Below are 19,732 nucleotides of genomic sequence, written 5' to 3'. Positions count from 1 at the left end.
TTTTTCATGCTCGGCCATCCTCCCCGACAGGCGTTTCGTGGCGCCACACGGCCGCGCACGGATCGTTTGTTGCGGACCGCCTGGCACCTTCGATTTTGTTTGACCTCCCCGGCAAGGGAAGAAAGACTGTGGGCACTCGACTCCGACGTTGGCCGCGCACCTCCAGGCGCGGCCTCCGCACAGGAAATGCCTGATGACGCTGCACAATGTCGCGCTCGACGACAAGTTCGACCTGGTAAAGGAGCGGATCTTCCTGTCGGGTGCCCAGGCAGTCATCCGCATGCTTCTGATGCAGCGCGAGCGCGACCGCCGGGCTGGCCTGAACACCGCCGGTTTCGTCTCCGGCTATCGCGGCTCGCCGCTCGGCGGCCTCGACATGCAGCTGTGGAAGGCCAGGAACCAGCTCGCGCAGTCGGACATCGTCTTCCAGCCCGGTCTCAACGAGGAGCTTGCCGCCACCGCCTGCTGGGGCTCGCAGCAGGCCGAATTGCTGGGCGAGGGTACCCATGACGGCGTTTTTTCGGTCTGGTATGGCAAGGGTCCGGGCGTCGACCGCTCCGGCGACGTGTTCCGCCACGCCAATCTCGCCGGGTCGTCAAAACATGGCGGCGTGCTGGCTCTGATGGGTGACGACCACATGGCCGAATCCTCGACCAACGCGCATGCCACCGAGTTCCTGTTCGTCGACACCATGGTGCCGATCCTTAATCCGGCCGGCGTCCAGGAGATCATCGACTACGGCCTCTACGGCTTTGCCATGTCGCGTTTTGCCGGCACCTGGGCGGCGATCAAATGCGTCAAGGACAACATCGAATCGACGGCCTCGGTCGATGCCGCGCTCGAACGGCTGAACATCATCGTGCCGGACTTCGACATGCCGCCCGGCGGCCTCAATATCCGTAACGAGATCGACATGCTCGGCCAGGAGGAGCGGCTGCATGAACACAAGCGCGCCGCCGCTTCGGCCTTCATCCACGCCAATGGGCTGAACCGGATCGTCTATTCGGGCGGCAGCAGCGCCAAGCTTGGCATCGTCACCATCGGCAAGAGTTATCTCGATGTTCGCCAGGCGCTGGAGGATATCGGCATCGACGAAGCGGCCGCCAGTCGCATCGGTATCAGGCTGTTCAAGGTCGGCTGCCCGTGGCCGCTCGACCTGCAGCACATCGCCGACTTTGCTCGCGGCCTCGATACCATCGTCGTCGTCGAGGAGAAACGCTCGCTGATCGAGGTGCAACTGCGCGAGAACCTTTACGGCACCGCGACGCAGCCGATCATCGTCGGCAAGAAGGACGAGCGCGGCGACTGGCTGTTCCCGGCCAAGGGCGCACTCGACCCCAACGATATTGCCATCGCGCTCGGCGAGAGGATTTTGCGAACGATCGGCCCGTCGGAAGAAATCGCCGCGCGGGTGGCGAAGTTGCGCCAGTTCCAGGCGATGCTGGCCGACACGTCAGACATCGCCTCGCGCACGCCCTTCTTCTGCTCCGGCTGCCCACACAATTCCTCGACCAAGGTGCCGGACGGCTCGCTCGCCGCCGCCGGAATCGGCTGTCATTTCATGGCGCTGTGGATGGACCGCAACACCGTCGGCTTCACCGCCATGGGCGGCGAGGGCGCGCAGTGGGTCGGCCAGGCGCCGTTCTCGAAGCGCGAGCACATCTTCCAGAATCTGGGCGATGGCACTTACAACCACTCGGGTGTGCTGGCGATCCGCTTCGCGCTGTCGACCGACGCCAACATCACCTACAAGATCCTCTACAATGACGCCGTCGCGATGACCGGCGGGCAGCCGCACGAGGGCGGCCTGACGGTGGACATGATCGCAAGACAGGTGCGCGCCGAGGGCGTGGAGCGCATCGCCATCGTCACCGACGAGCCGGACAAATATACCGGCAAGGTGGAATTTCCCGCCGGCGCCACCATCCATCACCGCGACGACCTCGATCTCGTCCAGCGCGAGTTGCGTTCGGTCAAAGGCGTCTCGGTGCTGCTCTACGACCAGACCTGCGCCGCCGAGAAGCGTCGCCGCCGCAAGCGCGGCACGTTCCCCGATCCGGACAAGCGTATCTTCATCAACGACCTGGTCTGCGAAGGCTGCGGCGATTGCGGCGTGCAGTCGAATTGCGTCTCGATCCAGCCGGTCGAGACCGAATTCGGTCGCAAGCGCAAGATCGACCAGTCGAGCTGCAACAAGGACTTCTCTTGCGTCAACGGTTTCTGCCCCTCCTTCGTCACCGTTCACGGCGCCAAAATCAGGAAAGCCGAAGGCATAGCCGGTGCGGCCGACCCGCTCGCGGGGGTGCCGGCGCCGGCGCAATTTACGCTCGGTGAACAAGGCTGGGCGGCGATCATCGACGGTGTCGGCGGCACCGGCGTCGTCACAATAGGCGCGGTGCTGGGCATGGCCGCGCACCTGGAAGGCAAGGGCTGCGGCATGATCGACATGGCCGGCCTCGCCCAGAAGGGCGGCTCGGTGTTCACCCATGTCCGCATCGCCCGCACGCCGGACGACATCCACGCCATTCGGGTATCGGCCGGCAAGGCCGATCTCGTGCTCGGCTGCGATCTCGTCGTTTCAGGTGCCAAGAAGGTGTTGGCCGCGGTGCGCGAAGGCCATACCATCTTCCTCGCCAACACTGCCGAGATCATGCCGGGCGAGTTCGCCCGTTCGGCCGATTTCTCGCTGCCCGTCGAGCGGCTGAAGAAGGCGATAAGAACGGCCGCGGGCGACGACAGGACGCATTTCTTCGACGCTACCCGCACCGCCACTGCCCTGTTCGGCAGCTCGCTTGGTGCCAACATGTTCATGCTCGGATTCGCCTTCCAGCATGGCGGCTTGCCGCTGTCGGCGGAGGCGGTCGAGAAGGCGATCGAGCTCAACGGCGAGGCAGTAGCGATGAATGTCGCGGCATTTCGCTGGGGCCGCCGCGCCGCCCACCAGCCGGATTTCGTCCGCAGCCTTCTCGCCCAGCCGGGCAAGGCCACGCAGCATGCCGCCATTGCCGAGACGCTGGACGATATCATTGCTCGCCGCGTCGGCTTCCTGACCGCCTACCAGAACGCCGCCTATGGCAAGCGCTATGCCGACAGACTGGCGGCGCTGCGCAAGGCCGAAACCAATGCTGTGCCCGGGTCGACCGTGGTGACCGAGGCTGCCGCAAAGAACCTGTTCAAGCTGATGGCGATCAAGGATGAATACGAGGTGGCGCGGCTTTATACGGACGGCTCCTTTGCCGCAGAGCTCGCAAAGCAGTTCCAGAGCTACGGCAAGCTTGAATTCCATCTCGCACCGCTGATCATGGGCAGGCGCGGCAGTGACGGGAAGCCGAAGAAATCGAGCTTTGGCCCGTGGATGATGAACGGGTTCCGCCTGCTGGCGGCGATGAAGGGCCTGCGCGGCACCGCTTTCGACCTGTTCGGCTACAGCGCCGAGAGGCGTATGGAGCGGCAGCTTCTTGCCCTCTATGAAGCCGACCTGGAACTTGTCGCCGGCGCGCTGGCGCCGGGCAAGATCGAGGTTGCTGCCGCGCTTGTTTCGGTACCGGCGCTCATCCGCGGCTTTGGCCACGTCAAGCAGGCCAGTGCCGAAAAAGCCGCCGGCGAACGCCAGCGTCTGCTCGACCGCCTCTCGACGGCGCCGCTGCGGCCGCAACTTCAAGCCGCCGAATAATTCAGCGCTGTGATACGCCTTGTTTACCTGAACTGTAGTTTCCCTGCTTCCGCCGCGTCACCAATGGATGTTGGCAGGGTTCGAAACGCCGCTCTAAACCTTTCTTAAGGCCAATGTGACACTGCTGGGTTCCCCAGGGTTGGGATCCAGGCGTGAATCTGAGACGAAAAAACGAGATTCCGGTCGACGTTTACATTCCGTTCGTGGAAACGCTGTTTCGCGACGGGTTCACGCTGTCGATCGGCCTTGTTGCGCAGACACTCCTCGTCATTCTGGTCTATTGGAAGACCATGGACTTGGCGTATCTTCTAGTTGCCGCTGGGCTCATCATTGTCGGTACTCTGCGCCTTCGCAACATCCGAAAATACGGGCGACTTCCTTCCCCGACGACGTGGGAAGAAGCCCATGATCGCGAAAACGATTACATAATTTTCGGTTCGATGCATGGTTTCATGCTTGGCGCGTTCTGTTTCGTCAGTATCTATCTGGCAAATGACAGCCACGACAATTATGCCGAAATAGCCTCTGTCTGCGTCACTCTGGCATCGGTCACGTCGATTGCCGGCCGCAATTATGGGTCGCCGCGGATGGTCATGATTTTTATCATAACCACCACATGGCCCATATCGCTTGGTTTTATCCTGCGCGGCGATATCTACCACATCATCCTCGGTCTGATGTCGGCCCCTTTTCTGTTTGCGATCAAGCGGTTCGCCGACATCGTCCGCGAAGTCCTGTTTACCGCCCTGTCGGAGGAAAAGAAGGCGAACCGCATCGCGCAGCGTTTCAACCGCGCGCTCAACACCATGTCGCATGGCCTTGTCATGCTTGGTCCCGACGGCCGGGTGGCGGTGGCCAATGCCGAAGCCGCGCACCTGATGTCGCTCAAATCGGCCGATGCGCTGCTAGGCCGCTCGATCCACGGTCTGCTGATGCGCGGCGCTGCAGGCGGCATGCTGGCGCCGAAAGATTGCCGTTACATCGAAGCCCAGCTGACGCGTGCGTTGCGCGAGGGCCGCGACCGCAAGGTCCTGGTCTCGCTCACCAATGGCCAGCACTATGAATTTTCGGCGCGCGAAGGCAGCCAGGAACTGGGCGTCGTCACTTTCGAGGATGTCACCGCCCGGGTCGAGGCGGAAGACAAGATCCGCTTCATGGCGCGCTACGACAGTCTCACCGGCCTGCCCAACCGCGCCTACTTCCACGAGTTGGTGGTGGAAGCCATGGCCTCAGGGGATCCCGAGCGTCTCTGCGGGCTGGTGGTGCTCGATCTCGATGATTTCAAGAGCGTCAACGACACGCTCGGCCATCCGGTCGGCGACGGATTGATCTACGCCGTTGCCGAGCGGCTGGCGGCAGTCGCTGGGCCAGGGATCACCGTCAGCCGCTTCGGCGGCGACGAGTTCATGATCTTCTTCGAGCGCATCGAGGATGAAAGCCACCTGACCGGCCAGGTTGATGAGATCTTTGTCAATCTACAGGGCGAGGTCGATGTCGCCGGCCACGGATTACGCATCCAGGCCTCCGGCGGCGCGGTGCTGTCGCGGGTCAAGGATACCGACGTTGACGCCATGATCGTCAAAGCCGACCTTGCACTCTACAAGGCCAAGGAGCTTGGCAAGAACGGTTGGCGGCTGTTCGAGGCCTCCATGGATGCTGCCTTCCGCAGCCGTCAGCTGATGAAGGCGGACCTGCGCAGCGCCGTGGAAAACAACGAATTGCGGGTGGTCTATCAGCCGATCGTCGCGATGAGCACGATGCGTATCGCCAGTTGCGAAGCGCTGTGCCGCTGGGATCATCCCGATCTCGGGCCGATTTCCCCCGGTATCTTTATTCCGCTGGCGGAGGAAATGGGGATTATTTCCGACATCAGCACCTTCGTCCTGCATGCGGCCTGCACGGAATGCGCCAAATGGCCGGCCCAGACCAGCGTGTCGGTCAATCTCTCGGCCAAGGATTTCCGCAACCGTGATGTCATCCAGAAGGTTCGCGACGCGCTGGCTGAATCCGGTCTCTCCGCCGGACGTCTGGAGATTGAGGTCACCGAGACGGCGCTGCTCGACGACAAGTCGCTGACACGCCAATATATCGAGGAGTTGAAGCGGCTCGGCGTGCGCATTGCGCTCGACGATTTCGGTACCGGGTATTCGAGCCTCAGCTATCTCCACAAACTGCCGCTCGACAAAATCAAGATCGACCGCTCGTTCCTGATGGATGTCACTCAGAACAGCCGGTCGCTCGAATTGCTCAAGGGCATCGTCAACCTGTCACGGCCGCTGGGACTTTCGGTTACCGTCGAAGGTGTCGAGACCTTCGAACAGCTCAAGATCCTGGCATTGCAGGTCAAGCCGGACCTGGTCCAGGGCTTTCTGTTCGGGTCGGCACTCAGCGCGTCCGGCATCGAGACGATGTCGAGCACCGTCTGGCCCTTTGCCAAGGACATCCAGACGGCAAGGAAGGCGCCGCGGCGCTGACTTCGCGCTGAAAACCCGCGTATTTTAGTATAATTTTATTAATTGTTAACCTTAACGAGCGGTAAACGAGCTCCTACTTATTTTCATCTTTACATCTCATGACCCGTCCGTAGTGTCGGCTGGTGGCGGTAATCGCGGGGAATAGAGTTCATGTGTGCCCAGTTGAGTTCGCTCGGCCATGCGGCGGGCGCTGGTGGGAAAGATGCGTCCGAGACCATGTCCAGCTTCGCGCAACATGTTTATGCGCTGCTTGACCGGACGGAGTACCGACGCTGTGAAAGCGGCGAGGACTTCGAAAACATTTACAGGCTGCGCTACAATTCCTATCGGATGAACGATCTGGTGCCCGAGAATGCGTCTCGTCAGGTCCATGACGAGTTTGACGAACTGCCCAATTGCCATACGTTCGGAATCTATATCGAGGGGCGGCTGGTCAGCACAATGCGCCTGCATAACGTGTCCGCTGATAACGCCACATCACCAGCGCTCAGCGTCTACAAGGACTTGTTGATGCCGCGTCTGGCGGCCGGCGAAGTCTTTATCGACCCGAGCCGTTTTGCCGTGGACGCCGAATGGTCACGGCTTTACCCGCAGATCCCGTATGTGACGCTGCGCCTTGCGGGCATGGCTTGCTTCCATTTCGGCGCGCCTTATTGCATATCCATGATCCGCGAGGACCATGCGGCTTTCTACAAGCGCATCTATCGGGCGCGACCGATTGGCGATGCGCGGCCCTATGCCGGCGTGATCAACTGTTTCGCGCTGCTTTATCAAGCCGATGTCCTGGCGATCAAGAATGAAACCTACGCTCGCTTTCCGTTCTTCCGTTCGACGCCAATGGAGCAGCGCATGTTGTTCGATACGCCCGGTGCCGGCGAACTCGCGCCGCTGACCATCCTGCCCACCGCCAAGTATTTTCGCGAAGCCGCCTGAACGAGCCCATGGAGCCTTCCGGTCGCTTCGGCGTTCTGGGCAAGGGTGCTGGTGGTAGGTCGGCATGGCCGGCATCCGCCAAGCATCGCTTCGATAGCGATCCGATCAAAGGAACCGATATGACCATTTCCACGCTCGCCCTTACCCCGCTTATCTCGCTGATTGCAGGCGTGCTGATCCTGGTGATGCCGCGGCTGCTCAACTATATCGTCGCCCTTTATCTGATCGTTGTCGGCCTGCTCGGCCTGTTCCCGCATCTCGCCGGCTAACGACATCGGCAATAGCGGACCTGCCATCCATTGTGATTGGTATCGCCGCGCTCCGCGCAGCGATTTCAAGTTTTGCTTGAGATTGTTGGCTGCGGCGATGCGGCAATAGCGCCATTGCCCTTAACGCGGCTTTTCGCTATGTGCCTGAAAGATGTCTTCGAAGGGGTATTCCAATGGCTGAACACACGCCGACCGGTCCTGTCGAACTAGGCGCGAAGATGGACTATGCCGAGCACGACCGCACCTATGCCGGCTTTGTGATGCTGGCCAAATATGGGTCGCTATTTTGCGCCGCCGTGCTTCTTGCCATGGCGTTCGGCTTCTTTGTGGGCGGCTTCTTCTCGGGGACTATCCTATTCGTGCTGATCCTGGCCATCGGCGCCTTTATTCTCCGATAACTCCTCCAACCTTTGTCGAAGGCGCCGCCGGGGTCGGTCGATGTCTTGCGGTAACAGGGTTCCGGCCGAAAGGATCATGCGGTGGGACAGACGGTTTTCATCCCTCGTGAGCTCGACGCAAACGAGCCGCGCGTCGGGGCCTCCCCCGACACGGTGAAGCGGCTGGCGGCACTGGGTTTCGACGTGATTGTCGAAACCGGCGCCGGCACAGCGTCGCGCATTCCCGACGAGGAGTTCGCCCGGGTGGGCGCCGCGATCGGCAAGGCCGGCGATGCAGCCAGGGCCGATGTGGTGCTGAAGGTGCGCCGCCCCACGGACGCCGAGCTGAAGGGCTATAAGTCCGGCGCCGCTGTCATCGCGATCATGGATCCCTACGGCAACGACGCTGCCGTCGCAGCCCTTGCCAGGGCCGGTGTTACTGCCTTCTCCATGGAGTTCATGCCGCGCATCACCCGCGCCCAGTCGATGGACGTTCTATCCAGCCAGGCCAACCTCGCCGGCTATCAGGCGGTGATCGACGCGGCTGCCGAATATGACCGGGCGTTACCGATGATGATGACGGCGGCCGGCACCGTACCGGCAGCGAAGGCGTTCGTCATGGGCGTCGGCGTCGCCGGTCTGCAGGCCATCGCCACCGCGCGCCGCCTCGGCGCCGTGGTCACCGCCACCGACGTGCGCCCGGCCGCCAAGGAGCAGGTCGCCTCGCTCGGCGCAAAATTCCTGGCCGTCGAGGACGAGGAGTTCAAGGCGGCCGAGACGGCCGGCGGCTACGCCAAGGAAATGTCGAAGGAATACCAGGCCAAGCAGGCGGCGCTGACCGCCGAGCACATCGCCAAGCAGGACATCGTTATCACCACGGCGCTGATCCCCGGCCGTCCGGCGCCGAAGCTGGTCTCGGCGGCGATGGTCGCCTCGATGAAACCCGGCTCTGTGATCGTCGACCTCGCGGTCGAGCGCGGCGGCAATGTCGAGGGCGCCGAAGCCGGCAAGGTGGTGACCACCGCCAACGGGGTAAAGATCGTCGGCCATCTCAATGTTCCCGGTCGCGTCGCCGCCTCCGCTTCGCTTCTCTATGCCAGGAACCTCTATGCCTTCCTCGAGACGCTGGTCGACAAGGCGGCGAAGACGCTTGCCATCAATCACGATGACGAACTGGTCAAGGCGACGATGCTGACCGATGCTGGCAAGATCGTGCATCCGGCTTTCGCAAAGGCTGAGCAGGAGCCGCCAAAGGGCCAATATGTCGAGCCACCGGCCATTCCGGCCAGGACGATGGTTGCCGAGGCTTCGGCGAAGCCGGCTGCGAAGAAAACGGCCGCTTCGAGGAAGCCCAAGACCACCGGAGGGATCGCGTGATGGACCAGACCCTGCAGAAAGCCCTCGACCAGCTCGACCAGGCGACAGCTGCCGTGCGGCTCGCGGTGCAGAACCTGGCGGCCGCGCCCGGCACCGAGGCGGCGGGTGACGCCGCTCACGCGCTGTCCGGCGGTGCCATCGATCCCTTCGTCTTTCGCTTCGCCATCTTTGTCCTGGCGATCTTCGTCGGCTACTACGTCGTGTGGTCCGTCACGCCGGCACTGCACACGCCGCTGATGGCGGTCACCAACGCCATTTCCTCCGTCATCGTCGTCGGCGCGCTGCTGGCCGTCGGCATCTCGGCCTCAGGGCTTGCCACCGGCTTCGGCTTCGTTGCGCTGATGCTGGTATCGGTCAACATCTTCGGCGGCTTCCTCGTCACCCAGCGCATGCTGGCCATGTACAAGAAGAAGGAAAAGTAGGCCGCTATGAACGCCAACTTCGCCTCCTTTCTCTATCTGGTCTCCGGCATCCTGTTCATCCTGGCATTGCGCGGCCTGTCGCATCCGACCACCAGCCGCCAGGGCAACATGTACGGCATGATCGGCATGGGCATCGCCATCGCCACGACGCTGGCGCTGGCGACCCCTTCGGCCGGGCGCTTCGGCCTCATAGTGCTCGGGCTGCTGATAGGCGGCTCGGCCGGTGCGGTCACGGCACGGCGCATTGCCATGACCTCGATGCCGCAGCTGGTCGCCGCCTTCCACTCGCTGGTCGGTCTTGCCGCGGTCATGGTGGCGGCCGCCGCCATCTACGCACCGGAAAGCTTCGGCATCGGCACCGTCGCCGATATTCATGCCCAGGCACTGATCGAGATGAGCCTCGGCGTTGCCATAGGTGCCATCACCTTCACCGGCTCGGTCATCGCCTTTTTGAAGCTCGACGGCCGCATGTCGGGCAAGCCGATCATGATCGGTGGCCGCCACTTCATCAACGCGGCCCTGGGCATTGCGCTGATCGTGCTGATCGTGCTGCTCGTCACCGCCGAGTCCAAGGTGGTGTTCTGGCTGATCGTTGCCGCCTCGCTGGTGCTGGGTGTGCTTCTCATCATCCCGATTGGTGGCGCCGATATGCCGGTGGTCGTATCGATGCTGAATTCCTATTCGGGCTGGGCCGCCGCCGCCCTGGGCTTCACGCTCGGCAATCTGGCGCTGATCATCACCGGCGCGCTGGTCGGCTCGTCGGGCGCCATCCTGTCTTACATCATGTGCAAAGGCATGAACCGGAGCTTCATCTCGGTCATCCTCGGCGGCTTCGGCGGCGAGACATCAGCCATTGCCAATGACGGCATCGAGCGCACGGTCAAGCAGGGCTCGGCCGAGGATGCCGCCTATCTGATGATGAATGCGCAAAAGGTCATCATCGTGCCGGGCTACGGCATGGCCGTCGCCCAGGCGCAGCACGCGCTGCGCGAGATGGCCGGCAAGCTCAAGGCCAACGGCGTCGACGTCAAATACGCCATCCACCCGGTTGCCGGCCGCATGCCCGGCCACATGAACGTGCTCTTGGCCGAAGCCAACGTGCCTTATGACGAAGTGTTCGAGCTGGAGGACATCAACTCTGAGTTCGCGCAGGCCGACGTCGCCTATGTCATCGGGGCCAATGACGTCACCAATCCCTCGGCTCGTGACGACAAGTCCTCACCTATCTACGGCATGCCAATCCTCGACGTCGACAAGGCGCGCACTTGCTTGTTCGTCAAGCGCTCGCTCGGCTCCGGTTATGCCGGCATCGACAACACGCTTTTCTACAAGGACGGCACCATGATGCTGCTCGGCGACGCCAAGAAGATGACCGAGGAGATCGTCAAAGCTATGGATCACTGAAACGGCGTCGCTGCCAACTCACTGCCGATCGTCGAATACAGCCCGGCTCCGCACCGGGCTTTTTCTTGGCTGTTACCGGTTCTGAAGCTACGATGCCGACCCGTCGTCTTGCTAACGGCGTCATCGTGGAGGTGCTGGTGCCCGACCCTGGTTCTGCTGCATCGCCGGCCGCCGATCTGACCGCAGCAGAGAAGGCGCCACGCAAGCGCAGCCAGGCGGTAGTGGTCGTGCACGGCATGGGCGAGCAGCGGCCCATGGACACGTTGAGGGAGTTTGTCCAGGCCGTATGGAGCCACGATCCGGCCCGTGCACCGTTCTATGCCCATGTCCCCGATCCGGCCGACCCGATGGGTGCGAAGATCAACCAGAGCTGGATCACGCCCGACAGCCGGACCAATTCGCACGAACTCCGCCGGATCACCACGCCCTATGATGTCGATGGCCGCCGCACCGATTTCTACGAGCTTTACTGGGCCGACATCACCCAGGGCACGACCCGAAGCCGCCTTGCTGCCTGGGTGACGACCCTGCTCTGGCGCAAGCCGGCCGATATTCCGCGCGATGTGCTCAAACTCTATGTCGTCACGCTTTTGGCCACCATCGTCGTCCTCGGCGCGGCGCTGGCGCTCGCAACGTCGACCTGGCAAGGCTACATCTCCTGCACGACCGGTGTGCTTGTCACGGTTCTGGCGTCGTTCGTCATCTGGTCGGTGGACCAGTTTGGCTTGCCTTATTTCGGCGACGTCGCCGCCTATGTGCGGGCCGAAGCGGCAACGGTCGAGAAGCGGGCGCTGGTCCGCGAGCGTGGCCTCAAGCTGCTGAAGCGTCTCATGATGGACGATGCCTATGACCGCATCGTGCTGGTCTCGCACAGCCTCGGGTCGATCATCGCCTATGATCTCTTGCAGATATTGTGGGCCGATTTCAGGCCTAGAAAGTTGGAAGCCATTCGCGACAAAGCGAGGCTGAAGGCGATCCACGCCGTCGACAAGGCGACGCTGGCCGCCGATGCCTCCGCTTGGCCCGACAGCCTCGATGACCTCCCCGCATTCCGGCGCAGCCAATGGGAGCTCTACCGGCAGCTTCGCGTCGGCGACGCCGATCATCCGCTGCCGTGGAAGATCAGCGATTTCGTCACGCTCGGCAGTCCGCTGACCCACAGCGAGTTTCTGGTGACCTACAACCTCGCCGAATTCAGGCGCGGCATCGCCGAGCGCCTGTTTTCGGCATGCCCGCCGATCGCCGACAGGGCGGCGAGCGGGACCATGCTCTACCAGGAAGGGCGCAGCCATTCCGGCAAGCCGCAGCGGGCGGTGCATCATGGCGCGGTGTTTGCCGCGACACGCTGGACCAATATTTTCGACAGGGGCAATGGCTGGCTGACCGGCGACCCGATTTCAGGGCGGATGACGGAAAATTTTGGTCCCGGCGTGGAAAACATCCAGGTCGAGCTGCGCGGCTCGGGCGGCCGCGTCTTCACGCACAGGCTCTACTGGTCGCTGACGGCGAGCGGCGTCGAGGTCGACGCGCCGGCCGGCGTACAGCCGCGCTCGCACCTTGCCGTGCTGCGCGATGCGGTCGATCTCGGCCGCAAACTGGAAGCTGAGCTGTAGGCGGCAAGCAATGCGCGGCGGCAGTTCAAAGCAAGGTCCCCTTCGGGCGTAATCTTCCCGAAGCGGACCGAGTTCGCTTAGTCACCGATCAACGATTGGTCAGGAAAATCGCTTCCTCGTCGTCGCGCTGCCTGCCGCCAAGTGCTGCAGCCGCGCTGGCAATGAAGGCCCCGACGACCAGCGACAGCGCGCCAATCAACGAGAAGGTCGCGCCTGCCTTTCTGGCGGTGTCGGCCGCCTGCTGGGCCTTGACCTTGGCGTCCTGCGCTCGGGCGATTACCGCATCGACGCGAGCGGTGGCATCCGCTTCGGACAGGCCTGTGCGGGCGGCCACCAGCCGCGACAGATAGGTCTTGTCGTCGGCCGATATTTCGCCTGCTGCGGCACTCGCGACTAGAATGCGCGATGCCTGCGCCGTTGCCGCGGCGTCGCTCTCCGGGTTGGCGGCAGCGAGCCTTGCCGGATCGGCCGGGCGGAACAGCGTATCGACGAAATACCATGTGGCGTTGTCGGTCGAGGCGCTACCCGCGTTTGCAGCAGCACCTGCCGAAGCGCCCATTGCCGCGCCCGATGCCACAGTCGAAGCAGCCTGGACACCGGTACCTATCGCGGCCGAAAGCGCCGTGCCGAGCACGCCGGCGACGAGCAGCGTCGCCAGCGCCCAGGCCAGGAAGCCGTGAGCGGTATCGCGGAAGAAGACTTCATCGGTGTGGATGCCGACCCATTTGGTGCGCAGGCGTCCGGCGAGGTAGCCGCCCAGGGCCGACGACAGCCACTGCACGACGATCAGCCAGACGGCGGTGGAAACGGCGAAAGTGGTGACTGACGCACCCGAGCCGGACCATGGCGACACCATGCTCAGCCCAAGCCCGGAGCCGAGCAGCATCAAGATGAAGGTAAGCGTTGACGCAGCAAAGGCGCCGGCGACGATTGGCCCCCAGCTGACAGCAGTGGAAGCGGATTCCGTCGGGGCGGAAACGTCGACAGCTGTTACGGTGGACTGCATCGAAGCCTCCCTACCGTGCGAACAGCATGATCAGAATAATGATCGGAATTGGGACTCCGAGAAGCCAGAGCAAAATGCCACGTCCCATGGATGCCTCCTGCGGCGATTGTGATCAACTACAATGCCTTGAAAGCCTTTCCGTTCCGGCGGTCCTGATGATCTTTGTTGCGTTGCAGCAGTCGTATTGGTGCGCCAAGGCGCACCAATACACTTCATGCCTGCTGGCTGGGTATCTGGATGGCGGCTCAGATGTCCAGATTGGCAACCGACAGCGCGTTTTCCTGGATGAATTCGCGCCTTGGCTCGACCTCGTCGCCCATCAGCCGTGAAAACAAGCTGTCCGCATCAGTCGCGTCATTGACCTTGACCTGTAACAGCGAGCGCACATTCGGGTCGAGCGTCGTTTCCCAGAGCTGCTCGGCGTTCATTTCGCCAAGGCCCTTGTAGCGCTGCATGGTCAGGCCCTTGCGGCCGGTGGCAAACACGGCATTGAGCAGTGCCAGCGGCCCCGAAATGGTTTCCGAGACATCCTTGCGGCGCAGCACCGGCGGCTCGCCGTAGATTTCCGCCAGGCGCGGCGCATAGCGGTCGAGCTGGCGTGCGTCGGCGGAATTGATCAATGCCAGGTCGAGATGCGCGAACTCCTTGACGCTGCGCACCGTTCGCTCGAAGACATAGCCGCCAATGCCCTCGTTCGAGGTCGACATGCGGCCGATCCAGCCGCGCTCGGTGTCCTCGGCGATAATGTCGAGACGACGGGCAACACGCTCGGCCGTTTCGTTGGCGCGGCGGAGGTCGGTGAAGATCTCCGGGTTGAGCGCGCCGGCAATCGCTGCCTGCTCGACCACGCCTCTGTTATAGCGCGTGTGCAATCCGTTGATGAGCTGGCGGACAGCCAAGGCGTCGTCGATGGCGCTGCGCAGGTCCTGTCCAGCCCGCACCTCGCCTGTGCTGAGCGCAAGCGACGCTTCTTCCAGCCCGGAGCCGATCAGGAATTCCTCGAAGGCGGCTTCGTCCTTGATGTATTGCGAGCTCTTCCCGCGCGTCACCTTGTAGAGCGGCGGCTGCGCGATGTAGAGATGCCCGCGTTCGATCAGTTCCGGCATCTGCCGGAAGAAGAAGGTCAGCAGCAAGGTGCGGATGTGGGCGCCGTCGACATCGGCGTCGGTCATCAGGATGATCTTGTGGTAGCGCAGCTTGTCGGCGTTGAACTCGTCCTTGCCGATCGAGGTGCCGAGCGCGGTGATCAGCGTGCCGATCATGTCGGAGCCGAGCATGCGGTCGAAGCGGGCGCGCTCGACATTGAGGATCTTGCCGCGCAGCGGAAGAATGGCCTGGTTCTGGCGCGAACGGCCGCCCTTGGCCGAGCCGCCGGCGCTGTCGCCCTCGACGATAAAGATCTCGGATTTCGCCGGATCGCGCTCCTGGCAATCGGCCAGCTTGCCGGGCAGCGAGGTGACGCCGAGCGAACTCTTGCGGGTGATGTCGCGTGCCTTGCGCGCGGCTTCGCGCGCGGCAGCGGCCTGGATGACCTTCTCGATGACCGCCTTGCCCTCGGTCGGGTGCTCCTCGAGCCAGGTGCCGAGCGCTTCGTTGACAAGCCCTTCGACCACCGGGCGGACCTCGGACGACACCAGCTTGTCCTTGGTCTGCGAGGAGAATTTCGGGTCGGGAACCTTGACCGACAGCACCGCGGTCAGCCCTTCGCGGCAATCATCGCCGATCAGCGCCACTTTTTCCTTCTTGGTCAGGCCCGAGGAGTCGCCATAGCCGGTTATCTGGCGCGTCAGCGCACCGCGGAAGCCTGCCAGATGCGTGCCGCCGTCGCGTTGCGGGATGTTGTTGGTGAAGGCCAGCACGTTCTCGTGGTAGCTGTCATTCCACCACATGGCGACTTCAACCGTGATGCCGTCGCGCTCGGCGCGGATCGAGATCGGCTTGTCGAGCAACGGCTTCTTCGTCCGGTCGAGATATCGGACGAACTCTTCCAGCCCGCCATCGTAGTGCAGTTCATGGCGCACGATGTCGGCATGGCGGGCATCGGTCAAAACGATGCGCACGCCGGAGTTCAGGAAGGCGAGCTCGCGCAGCCGATGCTCCAGCGTACCGTAGTCGAATTCGACCATGGTGAAAGTCTCGGACGACGGCAAAAACGTGATTTCGCTGCCGCTGCGCCCTTCATAGGTGCCGGGGACCTTGTCTTGTTCATAACTGCCGGTGATGCGCAGCGGCGCGTCGGCATTGCCATGCGTGAAACTCATCTCGTAGATCTGGCCGTTGCGGCGGATCTTCAGTTTCAGCCAGGCCGACAGGGCGTTGACGACCGACACGCCGACGCCGTGCAGGCCGCCTGAGACCTTGTAGGAGTTCTGGTCGAACTTGCCGCCGGCATGCAGCTGCGTCATGATCACTTCGGCCGCTGAAATGCCTTCGCCGGTGTGGATATCGGTCGGAATGCCGCGGCCATTGTCGATGACCGTCACCGATCCGTCCGGATTGAGCGTCACCGTCACCAGGTCGGCATGGCCGGCCAGTGCTTCGTCGATGGCGTTGTCGACCACCTCATAGACCATGTGGTGCAGGCCCGAGCCGTCGTCGGTATCGCCGATATACATGCCCGGCCGCTTGCGAACGGCATCCAAGCCCTTCAAAACCTTGATGGAATCGGCGCCGTATTCGGCTTCAACGCCGTTGGCGATGTCGGTCTGGTCGCTCATGAAAACCTGTCTGATTGATGCCGTGTGCAGAGCGCGAAAAATCGGCTTCGAATCGCGCATTTCTAATGTCGTAGATATAGGCGCAAAAGGCGGTTTTTCCAAGGTTTGCAGGCATTTCGGAACGGAATGACCATCGCGTGAGCAGGCTATCGGCGCCTGGCTTCGATCCTGGCCAGCCGCTCACGTAAAAACTTGATCATGAACTTGTGGCGCGGTGCCAACCGCCCGCTCCGGTCGAGCTCGAGCGTCATGTCGAGCGCCTTGGAAAGCACAGCCTTCGGGTCCTTTGCGACTTGGGCGTAGTCGATATAGGCGACCACCAGGTCGCGCTGCCAGGTGGCGTTGTCCGGATCGGACCGGGCAAGTTTCTCGCGAATGGCCAGACTGTCCTGAAGGGCTTGCCGGGCGCCCCTGACGTCGCGCTGCCTGAGGCGCAGCGTGGCGACTTCGGACAGCGTTATCGACAAGTCCCGCTGCCAGTCGGAATTGGCGGGATCGAGCTTGGCCAGCCTCTGCGCAATCGCGTAGCTGTCCAGATAGGCTTTCAGCGCGCCTTTGTGGTCGCCCTGTATCGCCAGGACGCCGGCGACTTTCTCGATGCACACGGAAAGGTCGCGCTGCCATTCGGTGTTGTTCGGGTCGCCGGCGGCGAGCGCGCTGGCCTGCGAAAGTGCCTCACGATAAGCCGAAAGTGCCGCCGGCCAATTCTGCTGGTCGCTCAGAGCATTGCCGATCTTGGCGTTGCCGACCGACAGGTCGCGCTTCAACTCGGTGTCGTCCGGATCGCGTTTCGCCAGTTGCTTGACGATCGCCAGACCTTCCTTGTAGGCCGCCAGCGCCCCGGCGGCGTCGCCGCGTTCGCGCAGCAGGTCGCCTATCGTATCGTGGCTGACCGAGACGTCACGCTGCCGGTCGGCGTCTCCCGGTTTGTCCGCCGCCAGCGCCAGCCGCACCTTCAGGCTCTCTTCATAGGCCGCCTGTGCGTTGTCCAGTTGGCCTGCGATATGGGCAAGGTGACCGATCTCATCGTAGGTGATGGTCAGGTCGCGCTGCAGTTCGGCACGGTCCGGCTCTCCGGCGGCGAGCTGCTTCTTGATCGACAGGCTTTCCTGGTAGACCTCTGCGGCGCCGGCCAGATCGCCTTGCGTCGCCAATACGTTGCCGATCTTGTCGTCGGCCATGGCGAGGTCGCCGAACCACTCCAGATTGTCTGGTTCTGCCTCGGTCAAGCCCTGCAGAATGGTCTTGGCGGTCTCATAATTCTGCAGCGCTGACGGCAGATTGCCTTGCGCCATCCGCACGTTGCCGAGCTTGACGTGGCTGACGGCGAAGTCGCGCTTCACGTTGGGATCGGTTTCATGATGCGACCGCCGCTCGAGATCGGCTTGCAGCGCCTCGAAGGCACGGCCAGCCGCATCGATATTGCCGACCGTGGTATAGAGCTTGCCGAGCTCGTCCAGCGTGCGAATCAAGCGGTCGGCGTCGTCGAGCGGCAGTATCACCTGTCCGGCTTCGCCATAAAGCGCCAGCACGGACTCATAGTCCCTGATGGCTGTGGCGTAGTCGAGGTCGGCGCGCGCGGCCCCGCCGGACAGATAGCGCGTTGCGGCCTCGGAGAGCGTGCGGCTGACGAAATTGGCCTTCAGCGCGTTGCGCGAGACATTGTCGATCTCGGCTGCCTCGGCGAGCTTTTTACGCGCGGCATCGAACGCTCCCAGCGAAAGCTGCTCTTCGGCCTGCCGGCGCAACGCTGCCACCCGCAGATCGTCGGAGCCAAGCGTCTGCATTTCGCTCCGCACCTTGACGAAGGCGTCGGCTGCCTCACGCAGCCTGGCGTTCAGACTGTCCGCGGAGAGGTGGCCGGCATCGGAACTGATCAACGCGCCATAGAGCGGTGCCAGCGGCATGTCGGCGTCGCTGGCGATCTTCTCCACTTCGCCGCGCATCTGAGGCGTCACCTCGGCCATGGCCAGCAACAGGCGTTCGCGTTCCGGCAATTTCTCCTTGGCCGAGGCGGCAAAGAACAGCTGCGGCAGGCCGCTCTCGACATAGGGCAATTGCTTGCCGCGCGAGAGGTCGTAAACCTCCTGCTGCACGAGCGTCAGCACGGAGCGGATCTCGAGACCTTCGGTGCCGAGGTATTTCGTCAGCGCCGCGGTAAACGGCGAATTCTGGTCCGTCCCATCCGCGGCGGTCTCGCCGGGCGCCGCCGAGAAGGCAAACAGGATGTTTTCTGCCCGCCCGATGCGGCCAAGACCCGGCCGGACCTTGTCGCTGACCTCTTTTACCAGCGCCGCTGCGCCGCGGCCTTCGCCGCCCGTAGCCGCAAACGGATCGCTGCGGCAGGCATCGAGCACGATCAGTCCGACCTTGCTGGTGGCGGCGACGGTCGCGCGGATCTCCTCCAGCGGCAGGCTGGTCCGTTCCAGCGTAGCGAGCGACGACGCGTCTGCATCGACCGGCAGGAGCCGATTCTCGCCGGCTATCTCGACGCCGTGGCCGGAGAAGAACACCAGTGCCACGTCGGCGCCTTTGGCATCCTCGCGGAAATCGTCAAGCGCCCGGCGCATGCGCCGCAGGTCGCGGTTGGTTTCGAGGAAGACCTCGAAACCGAGCTTCCTCAGCACAGTTTCCATGATCTCGCCGTCATTGACGGGATTGGCGAGCGGCCGGATCAGCCGGTAGTCGTTCTCGGCGATGACCAGCGCAGCGCGCCGCTCCGCCATTGCAGCGGAGGCCGTCGAGAGGATCAGCAGCAAGGCAAACAGAAAACGCAAATCGAACCGCCCCGGCCCGGTCATTTGCCGGAGCATTCCATCTCTTTATGGCATGAGCAAGTTATGGCATCGGCCAGTTCGGCCGTTCGCGTTGTTAGCTGGCGCGCATCGGCCTCAGCGCTTCGCTCCAGCGGAACAGCTCGTCCAGCATGGTCCTGGCCCCGCCGAGCACCTGCTCGCTGGGCAGGAAGGCGCCGGTCTCGTCGAGCAGCTTCTGGTACATCGGCAGCGCCACGCCTTCCGGAATCGGCATGACACCGACGGCGGTCAGCAACGGTTTGACCGCCTGCGCCGCTCGCAAACCGCCGGAGACACCGCCGTAGCTGAGGATGGCGGCCGGCTTGTATCGCCATTCCCTGAGCAGGTAGTCGACCGCGTTGACGATCGCGGGAGCGGTGAAATAATTGTACTCCGGCGCCACGAAGACGAATGCGTCGGCTGCGTCGATTGCTTTCGACCAGGCTTTCGTGTGGCTGTTTTCGTATTTGCCGAGTCTCGGATGATGCGGCTCGTCCAGCACCGGCAGGTTGAATGCGGCGATGTCAGTGAGCACCGGCTCGAATTTGCCATGCTCGCGCGCAAAGCTCTCCAGCCACTTTGCGAAAGCGGGTCCGGCGCGGCCCGGCCGCGTGCTGCCGATGATGACGTTCAACTGGTGCTTCAAGGCAGGCTCCCGCCGGTTCTGACATC

General features: G+C 62.9%; 13 protein-coding genes. 9 read left to right on the top strand and 4 right to left on the bottom strand.

Going from position 1 to position 19,732, the window contains the following annotated elements:
• Nucleotides 1–193: 193 nt before the first annotated feature.
• The 9 genes from NKI08_RS03980 (at nt 194) to NKI08_RS03940 (ending at nt 12,542) form a co-directional block, all read left to right on the top strand.
• Entirely contained in the window at nt 194–3,673 is a 3,480-nt protein-coding gene (locus NKI08_RS03980; protein ID WP_352767306.1) for an indolepyruvate ferredoxin oxidoreductase family protein, read from the top strand.
• 152 nt (nt 3,674–3,825) lie between these two features.
• The gene (locus NKI08_RS03975) at nt 3,826–6,147 is read left to right on the top strand and encodes a putative bifunctional diguanylate cyclase/phosphodiesterase (RefSeq protein ID WP_352452207.1); all 2,322 of its coding nucleotides are present in this window, start codon (nt 3,826–3,828) and stop codon (nt 6,145–6,147) included.
• A 150-nt stretch (nt 6,148–6,297) separates the two neighbouring features.
• Nucleotides 6,298–7,080 carry an N-acyl amino acid synthase FeeM domain-containing protein gene (locus NKI08_RS03970; RefSeq protein WP_352469883.1) on the top strand — a complete coding sequence of 261 codons (783 nt, stop codon included), beginning with the start codon at nt 6,298–6,300 and terminating at the stop codon, nt 7,078–7,080.
• 119 nt (nt 7,081–7,199) lie between these two features.
• Complete coding sequence (locus NKI08_RS03965; RefSeq protein WP_013528205.1) at nt 7,200–7,349, top strand: DUF3096 domain-containing protein; 150 nt, start codon at nt 7,200–7,202, stop codon at nt 7,347–7,349.
• Nucleotides 7,350–7,522: 173 nt separating this feature from the next.
• A complete protein-coding gene (locus NKI08_RS03960; protein WP_023676259.1) occupies nt 7,523–7,747 on the top strand; it encodes an aa3-type cytochrome c oxidase subunit IV in 225 nt (74 codons plus the stop codon).
• An 81-nt stretch (nt 7,748–7,828) separates the two neighbouring features.
• Complete coding sequence (locus NKI08_RS03955; RefSeq protein ID WP_352767303.1) at nt 7,829–9,103, top strand: Re/Si-specific NAD(P)(+) transhydrogenase subunit alpha; 1,275 nt, start codon at nt 7,829–7,831, stop codon at nt 9,101–9,103.
• Complete coding sequence (locus tag NKI08_RS03950; RefSeq protein WP_036238371.1) at nt 9,103–9,525, top strand: NAD(P) transhydrogenase subunit alpha part 2; 423 nt, start codon at nt 9,103–9,105, stop codon at nt 9,523–9,525. The genes NKI08_RS03955 and NKI08_RS03950 overlap by 1 nt, the downstream gene beginning before the upstream one ends.
• A 6-nt stretch (nt 9,526–9,531) precedes the next feature.
• Nucleotides 9,532–10,929, top strand: a complete 1,398-nt coding sequence (locus tag NKI08_RS03945; protein ID WP_352767301.1) for an NAD(P)(+) transhydrogenase (Re/Si-specific) subunit beta — start codon at nt 9,532–9,534, stop codon at nt 10,927–10,929.
• A gap of 92 nt (nt 10,930–11,021) precedes the next feature.
• On the top strand, nt 11,022–12,542 hold the full coding sequence (locus NKI08_RS03940) for a hypothetical protein (RefSeq protein WP_352767299.1): 1,521 nt from the start codon (nt 11,022–11,024) through the stop codon (nt 12,540–12,542).
• A gap of 88 nt (nt 12,543–12,630) precedes the next feature.
• Here the strand turns inward: NKI08_RS03940 and NKI08_RS03935 are convergent, their stop codons facing one another.
• From NKI08_RS03935 to NKI08_RS03920, 4 genes are all read right to left on the bottom strand, one after another.
• Nucleotides 12,631–13,548 carry a hypothetical protein gene (locus NKI08_RS03935; RefSeq protein WP_352767297.1) on the bottom strand — a complete coding sequence of 306 codons (918 nt, stop codon included), beginning with the start codon at nt 13,546–13,548 and terminating at the stop codon, nt 12,631–12,633.
• A gap of 245 nt (nt 13,549–13,793) precedes the next feature.
• Nucleotides 13,794–16,265 (bottom strand): DNA topoisomerase (ATP-hydrolyzing) subunit B, encoded by a 2,472-nt coding sequence (gene gyrB, locus NKI08_RS03930; RefSeq protein WP_352453677.1) that lies wholly within the window; start codon nt 16,263–16,265, stop codon nt 13,794–13,796.
• 146 nt (nt 16,266–16,411) lie between these two features.
• Complete coding sequence (locus NKI08_RS03925; RefSeq protein WP_352767295.1) at nt 16,412–19,078, bottom strand: caspase family protein; 2,667 nt, start codon at nt 19,076–19,078, stop codon at nt 16,412–16,414.
• 58 nt (nt 19,079–19,136) lie between these two features.
• Nucleotides 19,137–19,706, bottom strand: coding sequence for an NADPH-dependent FMN reductase (locus NKI08_RS03920; RefSeq protein WP_352681479.1), 570 nt, complete (start codon nt 19,704–19,706; stop codon nt 19,137–19,139).
• Nucleotides 19,707–19,732 lie beyond the last annotated feature (26 nt).

It is taken from the genome of Mesorhizobium sp. M0768 (assembly GCF_040320195.1).
In the GTDB taxonomy this organism is placed as follows: domain Bacteria; phylum Pseudomonadota; class Alphaproteobacteria; order Rhizobiales; family Rhizobiaceae; genus Mesorhizobium.
This window is presented reverse-complemented; position numbering and strand designations above follow the sequence as displayed.